The 20,008-nt window shown below is 68.4% G+C and carries 15 protein-coding genes; 8 read left to right on the top strand and 7 right to left on the bottom strand.

The genetic code is table 11. The features are described 5' to 3' along the window. Nucleotide 1: 1 nt before the first annotated feature. Nucleotides 2-1,789, bottom strand: a complete 1,788-nt coding sequence (locus tag ABIC51_RS19280; protein ID WP_027789623.1) for an SDR family oxidoreductase — start codon at nucleotides 1,787-1,789, stop codon at nucleotides 2-4. 44 nt (nucleotides 1,790-1,833) lie between these two features. Next, entirely contained in the window at nucleotides 1,834-2,730 is an 897-nt protein-coding gene (locus ABIC51_RS19275; protein WP_354006587.1) for a M24 family metallopeptidase, read from the bottom strand. 427 nt (nucleotides 2,731-3,157) lie between these two features. Between ABIC51_RS19275 and ABIC51_RS19270 the strand changes: the two genes are divergently transcribed. After that, nucleotides 3,158-4,435 (top strand): HAD family hydrolase, encoded by a 1,278-nt coding sequence (locus ABIC51_RS19270; RefSeq protein ID WP_059698299.1) that lies wholly within the window; start codon nucleotides 3,158-3,160, stop codon nucleotides 4,433-4,435. 455 nt (nucleotides 4,436-4,890) lie between these two features. Here the strand turns inward: ABIC51_RS19270 and ABIC51_RS19265 are convergent, their stop codons facing one another. The 4 genes from ABIC51_RS19265 to ABIC51_RS19250 all read right to left on the bottom strand — a co-directional run bounded on the left by ABIC51_RS19265 (nucleotide 4,891) and on the right by ABIC51_RS19250 (nucleotide 9,516). After that, nucleotides 4,891-5,832 (bottom strand): Abi family protein, encoded by a 942-nt coding sequence (locus ABIC51_RS19265; RefSeq protein ID WP_059698297.1) that lies wholly within the window; start codon nucleotides 5,830-5,832, stop codon nucleotides 4,891-4,893. Nucleotides 5,833-6,000: 168 nt separating this feature from the next. Then, the gene (locus tag ABIC51_RS19260) at nucleotides 6,001-6,774 is read right to left on the bottom strand and encodes a slipin family protein (protein ID WP_027789620.1); all 774 of its coding nucleotides are present in this window, start codon (nucleotides 6,772-6,774) and stop codon (nucleotides 6,001-6,003) included. Next, nucleotides 6,771-8,360: an NfeD family protein gene (locus tag ABIC51_RS19255; protein WP_175862166.1), complete on the bottom strand. Its 1,590-nt coding sequence runs from the start codon at nucleotides 8,358-8,360 to the stop codon at nucleotides 6,771-6,773. The genes ABIC51_RS19260 and ABIC51_RS19255 overlap by 4 nt, the downstream gene beginning before the upstream one ends. A 121-nt stretch (nucleotides 8,361-8,481) precedes the next feature. Continuing rightward, a complete protein-coding gene (locus ABIC51_RS19250; protein ID WP_059525454.1) occupies nucleotides 8,482-9,516 on the bottom strand; it encodes an AraC family transcriptional regulator in 1,035 nt (344 codons plus the stop codon). 137 nt (nucleotides 9,517-9,653) lie between these two features. On the opposite strand from ABIC51_RS19250, the gene ABIC51_RS19245 reads away from it, so the two are divergent. From ABIC51_RS19245 to ABIC51_RS19220, 6 genes are all read left to right on the top strand, one after another. Continuing rightward, nucleotides 9,654-10,787: an acyl-CoA dehydrogenase family protein gene (locus ABIC51_RS19245; protein WP_027789617.1), complete on the top strand. Its 1,134-nt coding sequence runs from the start codon at nucleotides 9,654-9,656 to the stop codon at nucleotides 10,785-10,787. Nucleotides 10,788-11,137: 350 nt separating this feature from the next. Further along, nucleotides 11,138-12,844, top strand: a complete 1,707-nt coding sequence (locus tag ABIC51_RS19240; RefSeq protein ID WP_146254689.1) for an AMP-binding protein — start codon at nucleotides 11,138-11,140, stop codon at nucleotides 12,842-12,844. 108 nt (nucleotides 12,845-12,952) lie between these two features. Then, nucleotides 12,953-14,482: a CoA-acylating methylmalonate-semialdehyde dehydrogenase gene (locus tag ABIC51_RS19235; RefSeq protein WP_175897649.1), complete on the top strand. Its 1,530-nt coding sequence runs from the start codon at nucleotides 12,953-12,955 to the stop codon at nucleotides 14,480-14,482. Nucleotides 14,483-14,497: 15 nt separating this feature from the next. Further along, nucleotides 14,498-15,400: a 3-hydroxyisobutyrate dehydrogenase gene (gene mmsB, locus ABIC51_RS19230; protein ID WP_027789614.1), complete on the top strand. Its 903-nt coding sequence runs from the start codon at nucleotides 14,498-14,500 to the stop codon at nucleotides 15,398-15,400. Next, a complete protein-coding gene (locus ABIC51_RS19225; RefSeq protein ID WP_027789613.1) occupies nucleotides 15,397-16,188 on the top strand; it encodes an enoyl-CoA hydratase in 792 nt (263 codons plus the stop codon). Before mmsB ends, ABIC51_RS19225 begins: the two co-directional genes overlap by 4 nt. Further along, complete coding sequence (locus tag ABIC51_RS19220) at nucleotides 16,185-17,324, top strand: enoyl-CoA hydratase/isomerase family protein (RefSeq protein WP_175854304.1); 1,140 nt, start codon at nucleotides 16,185-16,187, stop codon at nucleotides 17,322-17,324. Before ABIC51_RS19225 ends, ABIC51_RS19220 begins: the two co-directional genes overlap by 4 nt. A 55-nt stretch (nucleotides 17,325-17,379) precedes the next feature. On the opposite strand, the gene ABIC51_RS19215 is transcribed toward ABIC51_RS19220, so the two are convergent. Continuing rightward, nucleotides 17,380-18,285, bottom strand: coding sequence for a LysR family transcriptional regulator (locus tag ABIC51_RS19215; RefSeq protein ID WP_027789611.1), 906 nt, complete (start codon nucleotides 18,283-18,285; stop codon nucleotides 17,380-17,382). Nucleotides 18,286-18,463: 178 nt separating this feature from the next. Here ABIC51_RS19215 and ABIC51_RS19210 point away from each other — a divergent pair, with 178 nt between their 5' ends. Continuing rightward, nucleotides 18,464-20,002: an MFS transporter gene (locus ABIC51_RS19210; RefSeq protein ID WP_175897648.1), complete on the top strand. Its 1,539-nt coding sequence runs from the start codon at nucleotides 18,464-18,466 to the stop codon at nucleotides 20,000-20,002. Nucleotides 20,003-20,008 lie beyond the last annotated feature (6 nt).

The raw sequence follows: 20,008 nt of genomic DNA, 5'->3' as shown, positions 1-20,008 counted from the left end.
GTCAATGCGATGCCATGCTGACGCGGGCGATCATCCGGCCGAGCCACGGCATGAAGCGGCCGACGAAACGCATGGCATGCGCCTCGCCGCCGACGGCGACGACGGGACGGTTGCGCAGCACGCCGTCGACCATCGCCTGCGCGACGGTTTCGGGTTTCAGGCCGCGCATCTGGTACAGCTTCGTCGCGCGCTTGCGCAGCCGCGCTTCGTCCTGTGCATTGGCGCCCGCGTATTGCGTCGACGCCATGATTCCGGTCTCCGCGAAGCCGGGGCACACGGCCGTCACGCCGATGCCCTTTTCCGCGAGCTCCGCGCGCATGCATTCGCTGAGCATCAGCACGGCGGCCTTCGTCGTCGCATACGCGGGCAGGTCGCGCGACGGCCCGAACGCGGCGGCCGACGCGGTGTTGACGATGTGCCCGCCGGTGCCGCGCGCGGCCATCTGCTGCGCGAACAGCCGCGAGCCGTGGATCACGCCCCACAGGTTCACGTGCAGGATGCGCTCCCAGTGCCGCGTGCTCGTGTCGAGGATGCCGCCGGCCATGCCGATGCCGGCGTTGTTGATCACCACGTCGGCGCCGCCGAGTTCGTCGCCGACCCACGTCGCCAGCGCTTCCATTTCGTCGGCGGACCCGACGTCGACGCGTTTCGCGTGGGCCTGCGCGCCGGTCAGCCCGATCAGCAGCGCGGTGCGTTCGGCGCTCGCGAGATCGATGTCGCACGCGACGATCGTCGCGCCTTCGCGCGCGAACGCGAGCGCCGCGCAGCGGCCGATGCCGCTGCCCGCGCCGGTGACCACCGCGACCTTGCCGCTGAAGCGGCCGCTCGTTGCGCGGCGGCGCGCGTTCGCGAGTGCGGGCGGCTGGTTGCCCGATTCGACCGCGTCGATCAGTTGCCCGGCCAGATCCGCGAAGCGCGCCGGATCGGCGAGCGGCAGCCAGTGGCCGGCCGCGACCTCACGGCGGTAGTACTGCGGCACCCAGCGCGACAGGTTCTCGGACAGCGCGGGGCTCACGTACTTGTCGCCGAGCGGCACGATCGTCTGCACCGGTGCATGCGCATGGCGTTCGCGCGGCGCGAACAGGCAGCGGATGAAATTTGCGCGATAGAGGCGCACGCCGCGCGCGCCGTCGTCGGCTTGCGTCGGGCGCGGCGCGACGGGCGTTTTCTCGAGCCGGCGCAGCAGGCGCGGCCACGCGCGGCCAAGCCACAGCCGCCAGCCGAGCTCCGGGATGAACGGCAGGTGGAACAGGTACACGTACCACGAGCGCACGAGCTGGCCGCCGAGCTTGGCGAGCGACGCGGGCGTCGGGTGCAGCACGCGTTCGCGCAGCCAGAAGCCGACATGGTCGAGGCACGGCCCCGAGCACGACGTGTATGACGCGATGCGGCCGGAAAGGCGCGGATCGGTGACGAATTCCCAGCCCTGGATCGAGCCCCAGTCGTGCGCGACCAGATGTACGGCGCGACCGGGGCAGAGCGCGTCGATCACCGCGACGAAATCGTCGGTCAGCTTCGCGAGGTGGTAGTCGGCCGTGCGCTGCGGCACGCCGGACAGGCCCGCGCCGCGCACGTCGTACGCGATCACGTAGTGCTTGCGCGCGAGCAGCGGCGCGACGTGCTGCCAGACGCTGCTGTCGTCGGGATAACCGTGCACGAGCACGACCGGCGAGCGGGCCGGGTCGCCCCAGGTCCTGACCGCGAGCGTCAGGTCGCCGGAGGCGACCGCCGTTTCGCCATGAACCGATTCGAACAGGGCCAGCGGCGCTTCGTCGGAAAGAGGCTGCATCGTGAGTCCGTCGTTCAGGGAGTGGGGAGAAAGGCGGGTTCGCGTCAGGCGGCGGCCGGCACGGTCGCGACGGCCTGCGCACGCTCGGCCAGGCGGCGCTGCCAGCGGCGCACGTGCGGCAGGTCGTCGTCGAGCCAGTACGCGTCGTCTTCGGTGATCACGAGCAGCTCTTCGAATTTCGCGCCCACGCCGGCGAAGCCGAGATGCGGCTCGACGGCCCACAGGCCCGGCACGGGTGCATGCTCGGAGCGGCGGTCGATCGACCACAGCGGCGACCAGCCTTGCTGTTTCGCCGCGCGCCCCTGGTCGAGCAGCAGGTTGCGCGTCGCGTTCAGCCCGAAGCGCGCGACGAAGCGCGGCTTCGACAGCTTGTGGATCTTCGCGACGCGATGCGCGAGCACCTTGAACGGATAGGCCTTGTGGCGCGGCTCGACGCCCTGGCGGCGGCACAGCGCGTCGACTTCCTGCGCGACCTCGGCCATCGGCCGGTGCGCCTTCACAAGCCGCACGATCAGGTCGCGATGGTCCATCAGGTCGTCCTGCAGCTGCTCGAGGATCGGGTTCTGGCCGAGGCAGTGCGCGTAGCCGACGTCGGCCACGATGCCGTCGAGCACCGGCGCGACGTCGAGGATCACCGGCATGTCGGTTTCGAGCTGCCGGTTGCTCGGGAAGAACGCGAGATTGAAGCCGCCCATGTGCTTGAGGCCCGAGAAGCCCTGGAAGGCGGTGCGGTCGCCGAACCACGCGAACGGCTTGTGCAGCCAGTCCTGCACGCCGTTGTCCTGCAGCCATTCGGTCAGGAGGCGCGCGGCTTCCTTTTCGGTGATGCCGGGGTAGAGCATCGCGCCGACGGTCTCGACACAGCGGTAGGCAAGCTGCTGGACCGCGCGGAATTGCGGCAGCTCGTCGAGGTGGACTTCCGGCAGCGAGTGGTCGGCCATGATGCGTCTCCAAGGGGGCGCTGATCCGGAATCCGTCCGCCGACGTCGCCGTCACGGGTTATTCAGTCAGCATTTAATGTGTCATTGAACAATGTAACGATCATAGACGGTTCCGCGTGCCGGGACGTGAGGATTTGTCCTAATGGCAGGGGGAAATGGAGGGGAGCCTCTAGGTTTCCGGACGATGCCGCAAGCGGGTGCGTCGCCGGCCCGGACGGCCGTGTTCGATCGTTTCGTGATGCCCGGCATGTCGCGCCGGATCAACTCGCCGTCGTGTCGCGGCGTGACGCTGTCAAATTGCCGAAATAATTTCGACACATCATTCGCCCCCGATTCGAAGCCGTCCCGGCTTCGCGGTGGCGATGACCCGCCAGTGCGCCGCACGGGGCAGTGAACGGAACCGATTCGACATTTCCACGGAGAGACCATGCAACGCCGCCAGTTCATGAACACCCTTGCCGCGGCGACCGCTGCGACGTCGCTGATGCTCAAGGCCGGCACCGCCGACGCAAAGAGCGCCACCGCGCCGGACGCGCTGGACCCGGGCCGCTGGTCGCCGTTCAACGCCGCGCGCCTGCAGGCGGTGCTCGACCAGCATGGCGTCGCGAGCGCGCGCTACGACGAAAAGCGCCGCCCGTACGCGGTGTTCGACTGGGACAACACGTGCATCATGAACGATTGCGAAGAGGCGTTGCTGATGTACCAGATCAACCATCTGCAATACAAGCTGACACCGGACGAATTCGTCGGCGTGATGTGGAAGGACGTGCCGAAGGGCGCGTTCATGAAGGACTACACGACCGTCGACGGCAAGCCGGTGACGATGGAGGATCTCGCCGCCGACGTCGAATCCGACTACCGCTGGCTCTACGCGAACTACAAGGGTTTCGGCGGCAGCAAGAGCCTCGACGAGATTCACGAGACCGACCAGTTCAAGGATTTCCGCGCGAAGCTGTACTTCATGTACGACGCGATCTGCGACACGCATCCGCTCGAAGTCGGCTACAAGTGGATCATCTATTTCTACAAGAACATGACGACCGCCGAGCTGCAGGCGATGGCGGAAGCGTCGGACAACTACGGGATCGGCGACGCGCTGCGCAAGGTTCGCTACGAAAGCCCGAAGACGCTGCCGGGCAAGGCCGGCGTCGTGGCCGACACGCATTTCCACGGCATTCGCATCCATGAGGAAATCCGCGCGGTGATGCACACGCTGCGCGCGAACGGCATCGACGTGTACGTGAGCACCGCGTCGCTCGACGATGTGGTGCGCGTGTTCGCCGGCAATCCGAACTACGGCTACGGCGTGCCGCCGGAGAACGTGATCGGCCTGCGCCTCGACATGCAGGACGGCAAGTACACGAGCACCTATCCGGCCGGCTGGCATTTCAACTGGGGGCCCGGCAAGACGGTGGGCATCCGTAACGTACTCGTATCGAAGAAGGGCTACGGCCCGCTGCTGGTGTTCGGCGACAGCGACGGCGACGCGTGGATGCTGCGCGACTTCAAGGACACCGCGGCCGGCGTGATCGTCAACCGGATGAAGAAGGGCGAGATCGGCGCGGACAGCAAGCTCGCGGCCGGGCAGATCGGCCAGCCGGATGCGCGCTTCCTGCTGCAGGGCCGCGACGAGCACACGGGCCTGATGATTCCCGACGAGAAGTCGATCAAGTACGGCAAGAGCGAGCGCAAGCTGCTCGCCTGACGGGTGCCGGGTGCCGGGTGCCGGGTGCCGGGCCGTGGCGGCCCGATGTCCGGCGGGATCGACGGCGGCGCGTCGCGCGGGCCGGAACTCGCGCGTCTCAGCGCTCGCGCGGCGTACCCGGCCGGTCCAGCAACGCCCCCAGCAGATCGATCGGCAGCGGAAACACGAAAATGAAGGAGAAGCGCCGGACCGGGCGCCGGACGATCGATCGGGTGCGGGAGTGGCACCGAATCCGGAGAGGGAAGCGGATCGAGCTCGCAACGGAGGAGGCGGACAATAAAAAAGGACGCTTGCGCGTCCTTTTGCCGTCTGAAGTGTTGCGCATCGTCGAGAGGCGTCCCCAGCGTTTTCATCGGCAATGCTAGCGAAGTATCGAACGAATGTCAAAATGCAGCGCGTCGAAAGCGGAGCGTGACGGGCATCCTGCCGCGTGTTCGGTTGCATCCGTCCTGAACTCACCGCCACGCCGGCGTCGAATGCCAATCGGTCGTGAAGCCGAGATGGGCCGCCGCGTCCACGTGCTCACACCCCGTCAACGTCGCTCGCAAGGCTTCGCGCCATTCGGTCCCATGACCGAGTGGGTCGAGCAGGGCCTTCATCATCGTTGCGCGGGCGTAGAACGTCTCCGGCCGGGTCATTTCCGGGGCATACCGTGCGAGCGTTCGCCCGGCCGGCTTGGCGGGAGGCGATACCGTCAGCTTCATTCCCCAAAGCCGGGCGTGGTGCGCACACGCATTGCGCAGGTCGGTGAGCGATTGAAGCCAGCTGGTGAGCACGGTATCAGGGATGTCCGGCCACGCATGGCGTCCGGCGACCTTGCGGTCGCGCATCGAGAGCGCACTGAAGATTCGGGACAACGCGCCCAGGCTCAGCCGCTCGCAGACCAGCCAGATCGGCGGCAGGTCGGGGCTGGCATAGGTTCGATAGTAGTGAGTCAATGCCGAGCCTTTCCGGGTTTCGCACTCCCGGGCGATCTGATCCAGAATGCGCGCGTAGTGGCGCAGGTCGACGAAACGGTCCCTCTCGACGTACCAGTGGCTGCCGTAGTCGATTGCGAGGGGATTGCTGAGTGCGGCGCGCAGCGCAACCTCGATGCGCTCGACCGCGTCCATCGTGATCGAGCGCAGACGTCGATCGAATGCGTAGAGTTCAACGATGTCGGAGAATCGGGTTCGAGGCCAGAATCGCTTGGTCGTGGGGTTCTGGAACCGCCGCATGTAGACCAGCAACCGGAAATGGCCGATCGACCGGAGCATTCGCAAGTTCGCCGGGCGATCGTCGATGCGCAGGCCGCGTTGCCACAGTCGATGCAGCGTTTCCTCGGCGCTGAGGGCCACCTTGCCATAGGCCCTGGTTGGCGTCGCCGATGCCGTCTTCCTTGTCCGAGTCTTGCCCATCGTTGATCCGTACTGCCATGCATGCGGATCTCGTTGTATACGCCATCGGACCGCGAGCGGCCATCTTCCATACCATTCGGCTGATAGGGGGCGCCGGTCGGTATCGATGCCTGTTGCCCCTCGTCCGGCGAATCCGGTGAGTATCCGGCGAGGATCCGAATGTCTGTCTCACTCCTCCCGCTTCCCGCCCAACCGATCCAGCAACGCCCCCAGCAGATCGATCGGCAGCGGAAACACGATCGTCGAGTTCTTGTCCGCCGCGATCGTCGTCAGCGTCTGCAGGTAGCGCAACTGCATCGCCTGCGGCTGCAGTGCGAGCCGCTGCGCGGCCTGCAGCAGCTTCTCCGATGCCTGCAGTTCGCCTTCCGCATGAATCACCTTCGCTCGCCGCTCGCGTTCGGCTTCGGCCTGTCGCGCGATCGCGCGGATCATCGTCTCGTTCAGGTCGACGTGCTTGATCTCGACGGTCGATACCTTGATCCCCCATGCATCGGTCTGCGCATCGAGCGTCTTCTGGATGTCGGCGTTCAGCTGTTCGCGCTCGGCCAGCAGCGCATCGAGCTCGTGCTTGCCGAGCACCGAACGCAGCGTCGTCTGCGAGAGCTGGCTCGTCGCGTCGAAGAAGCGCGCGACCTGGATCACGGCCTTCTCCGGATCGACGACACGGAAATACACGACCGCATTGACCTTCACCGACACGTTGTCGCGCGTGATCACGTCCTGCGGCGGCACGTCGAACACGACGGTGCGCAGGTCGATCCGCACGACTTGCTGAACGATCGGGATGATCAGCACGAGCCCCGGCCCCTTCACTTTCCAGAACCGGCCGAGCATGAACACGACGCCGCGCTCGTACTCGCGGAAGATGCGGATCGACGACGCGACGAGCACCACGGCGAAGACGATCAGGACGCTGCTGAAGCCGAATGTGTAGCCGATCATGTTGGTTCACCTTGATGTTGTTGTTCCTGCGCCGGCACGTCGTACAGCGGCGCGACGGTGAGCATCAGCCCCTGGCGGCCGGTGACGCGTACGCGGCAGCCGGCTGCGAGCGGCACGCTGCTCGCGACGCGCCAGCGCTCGCCATGCACGCGCGCCCAGCCCGCGGCCGATGGAGCGGTGCCGGCCGCGCCGTGCGGCTGGTCGGCGCGCAGGCCGTCGTCGAGCACCTCGCCGATGCTGCCGACCATCGCCTCGGCACCCGTCACGACCGGGCGCCGCCGCGCGCGCAGCGCGACGCTCGACACCCCCGCGACGAGCAGCCCGCCGCCGAGCGCCAGGCTCGCGATCACGGGCCACGGAATCCCGTAGCCGGGCACGTCGGTGTCGATCAGCATCAGCGCGCCGATCGTGAACGACACGATCCCGCCGAAACCGAGCACGCCGAAGGTCGGCAGGAACGCCTCGGCGACCAGGCAGCCGAGGCCGAGCAGCACGAGGCCGAGGCCCGCATAGCTGATCGGCAGCAACTGCATCGCGAACAGCCCGACCAGCAGGCAGATCGTGCCGGCGACGCCCGGCAGCACGAAGCCGGGGTTCGCGAACTCGAAGAAGAGGCCGTAGATGCCGATCGTCAGCAGGATCAGCGCGACGTTCGGATCGGCGATGATCGCGAGGAAGCGGCTGCGCCAGTCGGGTTCGACGATGACGAGCGGCGCATGCGTGGTCGCGAGCTTCACCGTGCCGGCGGTGGTCGTTGCGGTATGGCCGTCGAGCTGGCGCGCGAGGTCGGCCGGATCTTGCGCGATCAGGTCGACGACGTGCTGCGCGCGCGCCTCGCTGGCCGACAGGCTGACGGCTTCGCGCACCGCGCGCTCGCCCCATTCGGCATTGCGCCCGCGCAGCTGCGCGAGGCCGCGGATGTAGGCGGACGCGTCCTGCATCGCCTTGCGGATCTCGGTCGATTGCGTGTCGGTCGGCAATGCGGCCTGCGTGGCGGCCTCGGACGCACCGGATGCCCCTGACGCACCCGGGGTTCCGGCCGGCGGGCGCGGTGCAGCGGGGTTCGCACCCGGCGGCGCGGCGCCGCCGATGCCGAACTGCACCGGCGACGCCGCGCCGAGATTGGTGCCGGGCGCCATCGCCGCGAAGTGGCTGGCATAGACGATGTAGGTGCCCGCGCTGGCGGCCCGCGCGCCGCCCGGCGCGACGAACGCGGCGACCGGCACGGGCGAGCCGAGGATGGCCTTGATGATCTGCCGCATCGACGTGTCGAGGCCGCCGGGCGTGTCGAGCTGCAGGATCGCGAGCGGCGCGTGCTGGCGTGCCGCACGGTCGAGCGAGCGCACGATGAAATCGGCGCTGGCGGGCCCGATCGCACCGTTGATCGGGATCACGATGACCGGGCGGGCGGCGGGTGCGGCGGGTGTGTCGGCGGACGGCGGCGCGGCGACCGCGGCGACCGCGGCACACACGACGAGCAGCGCCGCGAACAGCGCGGCGCGCGCGACCCGCGCGGACAGCGGGTGACGAGGGTGGCCGCCGGGCGTGGCAGGCACCGGCGACGGCCCGTGACGGTGAACGTGCATCGGGGCGTCCGGGCGGCGCGTGGCCGTGCGCCATCCGGCTTGCGGAAAGGGCGTGGGCCCGATGCTTAAAGATTAGGCGGTTTCGGCGGAAAGCGCGAAGCGAGCGCCGTGCCGGCCGGCCTCAGCTCGCGCCGCCGCCGCGCGCGAGCACTTCGTCGCGATAGTCGGCCGGGCTGCGTCCGCTCCATTTGCGGAATGCGCGGTAGAACGCGCTCGGTTCCGCGAAACCGGTTGCAGCCGCGACGTCGGCGATCGTGCGCGCGGGGTCGGCCAGCGCCTCGAACGCGAGGTCGCGCCGCAGCGTGTCCTTGATCGACTGGTACGCGTGGCCTTCCTGGTGCAGCTTGCGGCGCAGCGTGGCCTCGGCCACGTGCAGCCGCGCGGCCATCCCGCCCGCGCCCGGCCACGCGGCGGGCGGCATCCCGCGCAGCACCGCGCGCACGCGCTGCGCGAGCGCGTTCGGGTTGCGGTACTTGACGATGAAGCTCGCCGGCGCGTTGCGCAGGAACGTCTTCAGCGACTTCGCGTTCTGCACGACCGGCAGCGTCGCGAATTCGGGATCGAAATCGACATACGAATCGGGTTCGTTGAAACGCATGTCGTCGCAGAACATCGACGGATATTCATGGTCGGCGGGCGGCGTGTCGCAGCGGAAGCTCGCATGCAGCAGCGGGATGCGCCGCCCGATCAGCCAGCAGGTCAGCCCGTAGACGATGATGAAATAGGTCGCGTACGTGAACATCGCCGGCGTCGCACCGTTGTTGCGGTGCACGAAGCGCAGCCGCACGCGCTGCGGGTTCGCGTCGAGCTCGGCGTGCAGGTCGTCGAGCACGCAGTGCATGAAATTCACCGCGCGCGCCATCGCGTGCAGGCCGTCGCGCGCGGTCAGCGCCGCCTGGCTCATCGCGATGAAACTGCCGCTGCGCATCGGGTGGCGATCCTGCCCGAAAAACTCGTCGTCGAGCGTGCGCGCGATCGCGTTCCACAGTGCGCCGTATTGTTGCGCGGACACGCGTGCGCGCGGCTGCCCGAGCAGCGCCGGGGCGATGCCGGCCTGCGCGAGCAGCGGTTCGGCCGCGACGCCGCGCCGGGTCGCGAGCGCGACGCTGTAAGCGACGAGGCTGATCGCGACGGTTCCCTTGTCTTCCTGCTTCATCCGTGCCGCCGGTGTGGCAAAAACGCTCAGTGTAAATGAGCGGCGCGAGCATCGAACAGTCGCGCGTGCTTGCCTACACTTGTTGCATCGAAACGCAAGGACGGTCGCGCCCGGCGGCCGCGGGAGACAGCAGCACCATGGACGAGCTTTACACCGAAGACCAGCGGATGATCCGCGACGCCGCACGCGCCTTTGCCACCGAGATGCTGGCGCCGAACGCGGCGCAGTGGGACCACGATGCGCACCTGCCCGACGCCATCGTCGCGCAGCTCGGCGAACTCGGCCTGCTCGGGATGATCGTGCCGCAGGAGCTGGGCGGCTCGTATACGGACTACGTGGCCTACGCGCTGGCGATGGAAGAAGTCGCCGCCGGCGACGCCGCGTGCGCGACGATGATGAGCGTGCACAACTCGGTCGGCTGCGGGCCGATCCTCGGTTTCGGCACGCCCGCGCAGAAAGATCGCTGGCTGGCTGACATGGCGGCGGGCCGCGTGATCGGCGCATTCTGCCTGACCGAGCCGCAGGCCGGCTCCGAGGCGAACAACCTGCGCACGCGTGCGGAACTGCGCGACGGCAAATGGGTGCTGAACGGCGCGAAGCAGTTCGTGACCAACGGCCAGCGCGCCGGGGTGGCGATCGTTTTTGCCATGACGGACCCGGAAGCCGGCAAGCGCGGCATTTCCGCGTTCCTGGTGCCGACCGACACGCCGGGCTTCATCGTCGGCAAGCCCGAGAAGAAGATGGGCATCCGTGCATCGGATACGTGCCCGATCACGTTCGAGAACTGCGCGATTCCGGAAGAAAACCTGCTCGGCAATCGCGGCGAAGGGTTGAAGATCGCTTTGTCGAATCTCGAGGGCGGCCGCATCGGCATCGCCGCGCAGGCACTCGGCATCGCGCGTGCCGCGTTCGACAAGGCGCGTCGTTATGCGGGCGAGCGCGTGCAGTTCGGCAAGCCGATTGCCGAGCATCAGGCGATCCAGCAGAAGCTCGCCGACATGGCCGTGCAGATCAACGCCGCGCGCCTGCTCGTGCATCACGCGGCGAAGCTGCGCACGGCCGGCTTGCCGTGCCTGTCGGAAGCGTCGCAGGCGAAGCTGTTCGCGTCGGAGATGGCCGAGCGCGTGTGTTCGGACGCGATCCAGATCCACGGCGGCTACGGCTACCTGGTCGATTACGAAGTCGAGCGCCACTATCGTGACGCGCGCATCACGCAGATTTACGAAGGCACCAGCGAAGTGCAGCGGATGGTGATCGCGCGGCAGCTTTGAGCCGCGACATTCCGCGTCGAAAGGAAGCATCGCGCAGGGCACGAGGGCAGTGCGGTGAACGCGGCACGCAACGACGTGACCGTGCACCGCGACAGAGGAGACCGGGCATGCGCTGCAGTCATGTTGCCGGTTTACCGCGAGGCATGGGACGAGGGTAAGTGTTGAAGCGTCGACTCTCGTCGACCGCGCAAGGCATGGGACGAGAGCAAGCGCTAAAGCGCCAACTCTCGTCGACCGCACGAGGCATGGGACGAGAGTAAGCGCTAAAGCGCTAACTCTCGTCGACCGCACGAGGCATGGGACGAGAGTAAGCGCTAAAGCGCTAACTCTCGTCGACAGGAGACAAAACGATGACGGTACAGGCATTCCTGAACGCACGCGACTTTCTGCTGCGCCATCGCACCGACTACGAAACCGCATACCGCGATTTCGAATGGCCGGTGCTCGACGCGTTCAATTGGGCGCTCGACTACTTCGACCCGATGGCGCGCGGCAACGACCAGCCCGCGCTGTGGATCGTCGACGCGGCCACCGGAACGGGCGATCCGTATTCGTTCGCGCAGATGTCCGAGCGTTCGTCGCGGATCGCGAACTGGCTGCGCTCGATCGGCGTCGTGCGCGGCGACCGCATCCTGCTGATGCTGCCGAACCGTGTCGAGCTGTGGGACGCGATGCTCGCCGCGATGAAGCTGGGCGCGATCGTCCTGCCCGCCACCACGCAACTGTCGCCCGACGACGTGCGCGACCGCGTGCAGATCGGCGGCGCGAAATACGCGATCGTCGACGAGAACGAAACAGCGAAATTCGACCAGCCCGACCTCGGCCTCGCGCAGAAGATCGTAGCCGGCGCACCGCGCGCGGGCTGGCTCGCGATGAACGACGGTTATGCGGCGAGCGCCGAATTCGAGCCGGACGCCGTCACGCATGCGAACGATCCGATGCTGCTCTACTTCACGTCGGGCACGACGTCGAAGCCGAAACTCGTCGAGCATACGCACCGCACCTATCCGGTCGGGCACCTGTCGACGATGTACTGGGTCGGCCTGCAACCGGGCGACATCCACTGGAACATCAGCTCGCCGGGCTGGGCGAAGCACGCGTGGAGCTGCTTCTTCGCGCCGTGGAACGCACAGGCCTGCGTGTTCGCATTCAACTACGCGCGCTTCGAGCCGAAGGTGGTGCTCGATGCGCTCGTCAAATACCAGGTGACGACGCTGTGCGCGCCGCCGACCGTATGGCGCATGCTCGTGCAGCAGCCGCTCGCGTCGTTCGACGTGAAGCTGCGCGAGATCGTCGGCGCGGGCGAGCCGCTGAATCCCGAGATCATCGAGCGCGTGAAGAAGGCGTGGGGCATCGCGATTCGCGACGGCTACGGCCAGACCGAGACGACCTGCCTGATCGGCAACTCGCCGGGCCAGCCGGTGGTCGCGGGCTCGATGGGCCGGCCGCTGCCCGGCTACCGCATTACGCTGCTCGACCCGGACGGCGCGCCCGTGACCGAAGGCGAGGTCGCGCTGCCGATCGGCGCCGACGTCGCGCGCCCGGTGGGCCTGATGAAAGGCTATGCGAACAACCCCGATGCAACCGCCTACGCGATGCGCGACGGCCACTACCGCACGTCGGACATCGCGATGCGCGGCGACGACGGTTATTACGTCTACATCGGCCGCGCGGACGACGTGTTCAAGTCGTCCGACTACCGGCTGAGCCCGTTCGAACTGGAAAGCGTGCTGATCGAGCATCCGGCGATCGCGGAAGCGGCCGTCGTGCCGAGCCCCGACCCCGTGCGGCTGTCGGTGCCGAAGACCTTCATCACGCTGCGGCAGGGCTACGAGGAAAGCCCCGCGCTCGCGCTGGAGATCTTCCGTTTCTCGCGCGAGAAGCTCGCGCCGTACAAGCGCATCCGCCGCCTGCAGTTCGCCGAGCTGCCGAAGACGATCTCGGGGAAGATCCGCCGCGTCGAGCTGCGCCGCCGCGAGATCGAGCGCGGCGACGACGCGAGCGCGCGCATGCCCGGCGAATACTGGGAAGAAGATTTTGCTGCCGAACTGAAATGACGTGACCGCGGGCCGCGCGCCGCCTGTCGCGGCCGCCGCCCGCAGCCGAATTGAACTGGCCGCGCGGCGATATCGCGCTTCGCGGCCCTCTGCAAGGAGAAGGGATCGATGAACGCGAATCCGACGCCCCGGACGGGGCAAGACGTGCCGACGGTCAAGCTGCTGATCGACGGCGCTTTCGTCGAGTCCGCCACGAAAGAGTGGCGCGACATCGTCAACCCGGCGACGCAGCAGGTGCTCGCGCGCGTGCCGTTCGCGACCGTCGCGGAAGTCGACGCGGCCGTGCAGGCCGCGCACGCCGCGTATGCGACGTGGAAGAACACGCCGATCGCCGCGCGCATGCGCATCATGCTGAAGTTCCAGGATCTGGTGCGCACGAACCAGCAGCGCATCGCGAAGACGCTGACGGCCGAGCAGGGCAAGACGATTCCCGATGCCGAAGGCGACATCTTCCGCGGCCTCGAAGTGGTCGAGCACGCGTGCTCGATCGGTTCGCTGCAGCTCGGCGAATTCGCGGAGAACGTCGCGGGCGGCGTCGATACCTATACGCTGCGCCAGCCGCTCGGCGTGTGCGCGGGCATCACGCCGTTCAACTTCCCCGCGATGATTCCGCTGTGGATGTTCCCGATGGCGATCGTCTGCGGCAACACGTTCGTGCTGAAGCCGTCCGAGCAGGACCCGATGTCGACGATGGAGCTCGTCGAGCTCGCCATCGAGGCCGGCGTACCGAAAGGGGTGCTGAACGTCGTGCACGGCGGCAAGGAAGTCGTCGACGCGATCTGCACGCATCCGCTCGTGAAGGCGATCTCGTTCGTCGGTTCGACGACCGTCGGCACGCACGTGTACAACCTCGGCAGCGCGCACGGCAAGCGCGTGCAGTCGATGATGGGCGCGAAGAACCATGCGGTGGTGTTGCCCGATGCGAACCGCGAGCAGACGATCAATGCGCTCGTCGGCGCCGGCTTCGGCGCGGCGGGGCAGCGCTGCATGGCGACGTCGGTCGCGGTGCTGGTTGGCGAAGCGCGCGACTGGCTGCCCGATCTCGTCGCGAAGGCGAAGCTGTTGAAGGTGAATGCGGGCGCGGAAGCCGGCACTGACGTCGGCCCGGTCGTGTCGAAGGTCGCGAAGGCGCGCATCTTGTCGCTGATCGAAGCGGGCGTGAACGAAGGCGCGAAGCTCGAACTCGACGGTCGCGACGTGAAGGTGGCCGGCTACGAAAGCGGCAACTTCATCGGCCCGACGATCTTCTCGGGCGTGAAGACCGACATGTCGATCTACACGCACGAAATCTTCGGCCCGGTGCTCGTCGTGCTCGAAGCCGACTCGCTCGACGACGCGATCGCGCTCGTCAACGCGAACCCGTTCGGCAACGGCGTGGGCCTGTTCACGCAGAGCGGCGCGGCCGCGCGCAAGTTCCAGAGCGAGATCGACATCGGCCAGGTCGGCATCAACATCCCGATCCCGGTGCCCGTGCCGTTCTTCAGCTTCACGGGCTCACGCGGCTCGAAGCTCGGCGATCTCGGCCCGTACGGCAAGCAGGTCGTGCAGTTCTACACGCAGACCAAGACGGTCACCGCGCGCTGGTTCGACGACGACACGACGGCCGGCCCGGTGAATACGACGATCCGGCTGCATTGAGCCGTGGAGGACAACATGAAAATCGGATTTATCGGCCTCGGCCACATGGGCGCGCCGATGGCGCTGAACCTGCTGAAAGCCGGCCACGAAGTGCACGCGTTCGACCTGAGCGCCGACGCCTTGCGCGCACTGCAGGATGCCGGCGCACAGGTGGCCGCGTCGCCGCGCGATGCCGCCTCGGGCGCGACGTTCGTCATCACGATGCTGCCGGCCGCGCCGCACGTGCGCTCGGTGCTGTCCGGCGAGAACGGCGTGCTCGCCGGACTCGGCGCGGGCGCGACCGTGATCGATTCGAGCACGATCGACCCGGCGAGCGCACAGGCGTTCGGCGCGCTCGTGCGCGAGCACGGCGGCGCGTTCGTCGATGCGCCCGTGTCGGGCGGCACCGGCGGCGCGGCGGCCGGCACGCTGACCTTCATGGTCGGCGGCAGCGACGCGGATTTCGAGCGCGTGAAGCCCGTCCTCGCGGGCATGGGCAAGAACATCGTTCACTGCGGTGCGACGGGCATGGGGCAGGTCGCGAAGGTCTGCAACAACCTCGTGCTCGGCATCTCGATGGCGGCGGTGTCGGAGGCGATGTCGCTCGGCGTCGCGCTCGGCATCGACCCGAAGGTGCTGGCCGGCATCGTCAACACGTCGACGGGCCGCTGCTGGAGCTCGGACACCTACAACCCGTATCCGGGCGTGATCGAGACCGCGCCGTCGTCGCGCGGTTACTCGGGCGGCTTCGGCACCGACCTGATGCTGAAGGACCTCGGCCTCGCGAACGACGCCGCGAAGCAGGCGCGCCAGCCCGTCTATCTCGGCGCGCTCGCGCAGCAGCTGTACCAGACGATGAGCAGCCGTGGCGACGGCCAGCTCGATTTCTCGGCGGTGATCCGCCTGTACCAACCGGCCAGCAAGAAGGACGCGTCATGATCGAACTGGACTACGTCGACGACGGCGCGATCGCGTGCGCGACGCTCAAGCGTCCACCCGCGAACGCCTTTACCGCCGACGGGCTGCGGCAACTGCAGGACACCGTCGCCGAACTGAATGCGAACCCGCGCGTGCGCGCGCTGGTAATCACGGGCGACGGGCCGAAGTTCTTCAGCGCGGGCGCCGACCTCAACACCTTCGCCGACGGCGACCGCGCGGTCGCGCGCGCGATGGCGTCGCGCTTCGGCGCGGCGTTCGAGGCGCTGCACGACGCGCGTGTCGTGACGATCGCGGCGATCAACGGCTACGCGATGGGCGGCGGCCTCGAATGTGCGCTCGCGTGCGACCTGCGGATCGCCGAGACCCATGCGCAGATGGCGCTGCCCGAGCCGTCGGTCGGCCTGCTGCCGTGCGGGCTCGGCACGCAGACGCTGCCCTGGCTCGTCGGTGAAGGCTGGGCGAAGAAGATCATCCTGACCGGCGCGCGTGTCGACGCGGCCACCGCGCTGCGCATCGGCCTCGTCGAGGACGTCGTGGAGTCGGGCGCCTCGCGCGATGCGGCGCTGGCGCTGGCGCGCAACGTCGCGCGGCAGAGCCCGCACGCGGTCGCGTACAGCAAGGAGCTGATCGGCCTCGCGCGCCGCGGCGTGCCGCGCGGCGCGGCGCTTGCGGTCGAGCGCGAACGCTTCGTCGACCTGTTCGATACCAGCGATCCGCGCGAAGGCGTGGCCGCGTTCCTCGGCAAGCGCGCGCCGCAGTGGCACACCGACGGGGAGGGGCAACGATGAGCACGCCGGTCACGAATCACGACGCGTTCGCGGAGCATGCCCCCGAGGTGCTGTTCCGCGTGGTGAATCGCGTGGCGCTGATCACGCTGAACCGGCCGGCCGCGCTCAACGCGCTGTCGTACGCGATGATCGGCGAGCTGGCCGCGATGCTCGAACGCTGCCGCCACGACGACCAGATCGTCGCGGTCGTGCTGCGCGGGGCGGGCGAGAAGGGCTTCTGCGCGGGCGGCGACGTGCGCGCGCTATACAGGATGGTCGCGCAGCGCGAAACCTGGCTGCCGTTCTTCGTCGACGAATACCGGCTCGACTACACGATCCATACGTTCCCGAAGCCGGTGGTCGCGCTGATGGACGGCGTGACGATGGGCGGCGGCATGGGCCTGGCGCAGGGCGCCGCGTTGCGCGTCGCGACCGAGCGCAGCAAGGTCGCGATGCCGGAAACGCGCATCGGCCTCGTGCCCGATGTCGGCGCGACGCATTTCCTGTCGCGCATGCCGGCGGAACTCGAGCTGTACGTCGGGCTGACCGGCGCGATGCTGTCCGGTGCCGACGCGCTGACCGCGAAGCTCGCGGATCTGTGCGTGCCGTCCGCGTGGCTCGACACGTTCGAGACGCGCATCGAAAGCGTCAAGTGGGAAGGCGATGCGTTGCCGCTGCTGCGCAAGGTGTTCGAGCCGCCGTGCAACGTGGTGCCGCATGCGGCGCTCGACGGGCAGATGCCGTGGATCGTGCGTCACTTCGACAAGCGCTCGACCGTCGAGCGGATCGTCGCGACGCTGACGCAGGATCTCGCGCGCGAGGAACTGTCGCGCGAGCACCGTCAATGGCTGCAGGCGACGCTCGATGCGCTCACGGGCCATTCGCCGACGATGCTGTACGTGACGCGCGAGGCGCTGCTGCGCGGCCGCCAGATGACGCTCGCCGAATCGTTCCGGATGGAGCTCGGCATCGTCGCGCGCGCGATCGAGGAAGGCGACTTCTGCGAAGGCGTGCGCGCGCATCTCGTCGACAAGGATCGCAAGCCGCGCTGGGCGCCGGCGTCGCTCGTCGAGCTGCGCGCCGAACGCGTGCGGCATTTCCTCACGTCGCCGTGGAAGCTGTTCGCGCATCCGCTCGCCGATCTCGGCGAGGCGTGAGCGCGTAGCCGGCACGCCGCGCGGACAAACGCTGCCGCGCGGCGCGCGTTGCATCTCACCGCTCGATCATCGGCGGAATCGCCTGCGCGAACGCGTCGATCACGCAGCGCGTCTTGCGCGGCAGGTAGCGCGTCTTCGGCCAGATCGCGTGGATGTCGCCTTCGCAGACGAAGCAGCGGTCGAGCACGACCGTCATCTCGCCGCGCTTCACGTAGTGATCGAGCAGCCAGCTCGGCAGCCAGGCGATCCCGAACCCCGATGCGCCGGCCGCCGCGATCGCCTGCACGTCGTCGAAACTGAGCTGGTGCGGCATGTCGATACGTACCGTCGAGCCGTCCGGCGCGCGCAAGTCCCACGGTTGAACCACGCCCGAGCGTGAATACGCGATCGTCCGGTGATGCTTCAGGTCGTCGAGCGTCTTCGGCATCCCGTGGCGGGCGAGATACGACGGCGCCGCGCCGAGGCTCCCGTATTGCGTGCCGAGCCGCCGCACCGCGAGGCTCGTGCTGTCCGCGAGCGTGCCGATCCGCACCGCGAGGTCGATGCCTTCCTCGACGAGATCGACGAAACGGTCGGTGATCGACACGTCGATCCGCAGATCCGGGTAGGTGCGTGCGAGATCGAGCACGACGGGCGTCACGCAGTGGTGCCCGAACGCGAGCGGCACGCTCAGGCGGAGCTTCCCGCGCGGCTCGTTGCGGCCGCAGTCGAGGTCGGCCTCCGCCGCTTCCAGTTCCGCCAGCGCGCGCACGCAGCGGTCGTAGTACGCCTGGCCGTCGTCGGTCAGGCTCTGGCTGCGCGTCGTGCGCTGCAGCAGCCGCGCACCGAGCCGCTTCTCGAGCCGCGCGACCGCCTTGCCGACGGCCGAACGCGTCATGTCGAGCCGCTCCGCCGCGAGCGCGAAGCTGCCCGATTCCACTACCTGGACGAAGGTCGTCACGCCGTCGAGTCTGTCGGTCATCGGAGGGAGGGGTGATTGAGTCCTGTGCTTCCCCAGTCTGGAGAAATGCCTGCGTCAATGGGGATTGGAATTCTCACTATAGTACCGATTCCGGTTCAGCGTGCGTTGCCGGCCGCGCGCGACCCATCCTTCTCATCTGGAGGCGCGCGGCCCGTTGCCGGGCCGCCGCGCAATACGCATGACGCTATCCGACTCCCGCAGGAATGCGGTCGCGCTCGCGGCCGTCTGTCTCACGTCGCTGATGTTCGGCCTCGAAATCTCGAGCGTGCCGGTGATCCTGCCGACGCTCGAACACGTGCTGCATGGCGATTTCAACGGCATGCAGTGGATCATGAACGCGTACACGATCGCGTGTACGACCGTGCTGATGGCGGCCGGCACGCTCGCCGACCGCTTCGGCCGCAAGCGCGTGTACGTGACCGGCACCGTGCTGTTCGGCGCGACGTCGCTGCTGTGCGGGCTCGCACCGAACGTGCCGGTGCTCGTCGCGGGCCGGCTGCTGCAGGGCGCGAGCGGCGGCGCGATGCTGATCTGCCAGATTGCGGTGCTGTCGCACCAGTTCCGCGAGGGCCGCGAGCGCGGCCGCGCGTTCGGGATCTGGGGGATCGTGTTCGGCATCGGGCTCGGTTTCGGGCCGATCGTCGGCGGCGCGATCGTCGCGCTGGCGAGCTGGCCGTGGGTGTTCCTCGTCCATGCGCCGCTCGCGGCCGTCGCGCTCGCGCTGATCGGCGGCGCGGTGCAGGAGTCGCGCGATCCGCACGCGGGCAGCCTCGACGTGGCGGGCATCGTCACGCTGTCGCTCGCGGTGCTCGGCCTGGCCTTCTACATCACCCAAAGCGCGGAACTCGGGCTGACGAGCGCCGCCGGTCTCGGCGTGCTCGGCGCGACCGTGCTGGCGATGGCCGGCTTCTTCCTCGCGGAACGCGCGAGCGCGCGGCCGATGTTCGACTTCTCGGTGTTCCGGATCCGCGCGTTCACCGGCGCGATCTTCGGCTCGATGGGGATGAACTTCAGCTTCTGGCCGTTCATGATCTACCTGCCGATCTGGTTCCAGGTCGCGCTCGGCTACGACAGCGTGACGGCCGGCCTCGCGTTGCTCGCGTACACGCTGCCGACGCTGGTCGCGCCGCCGTTCGGCGAGCGGCTCGCGCTGCGCTACGGGCCGGGCGTCGTGATCCCGGGCGGCTTGTTCACGATTGCCGCCGGATTTGCGCTGATGCGGATCGGCAGCGCGGCCGACCACGCAAGCTGGGTGACGATGCTGCCCGGCTGCGTGATCGCCGGCATCGGGCTCGGGCTCACGAACACGCCGGTGACCAACACGACGACGGGCGCGGTGCCGAGCGCGCGGGCCGGGATGGCGTCGGGCATCGACATGAGCGCGCGGATGATCTCGCTCGCACTGAATATCGCGGCCATGGGCTTCGTGCTGGTCGCGGGGATCGTCGCGAGCCTGAAGGGCGGTGTCGCGGGCACGATCGGCGACGGGGCGCTGCGCCGGCTCGCGCAGGAGATTGCTTCCGGGCGAACCGACGGGCTGCACGCGATCGCACCGGCGCTCGCGCAGGCCGACCCGACCGGCGCGGTGTTGCATGCGGCGCTCGTGCACGGGTTCGGCTGGGTGATGGTGTACGGCGCGGCCGGCGTGGCCATGCTCGCGACGGCGAGTGCGGTGGCGTTCGCGCCGGCGCGGCGCGGGGCGGCCGTGTGCGAATGACGCCGC

This window comes from Burkholderia sp. 572, assembly GCF_040545135.1.
Classification (GTDB): Bacteria; Pseudomonadota; Gammaproteobacteria; order Burkholderiales; family Burkholderiaceae; genus Burkholderia; species Burkholderia cepacia.
The sequence above is the reverse complement of the archived record's forward strand: the minus strand, read 5'-3'. Positions and strand labels throughout refer to the sequence as shown.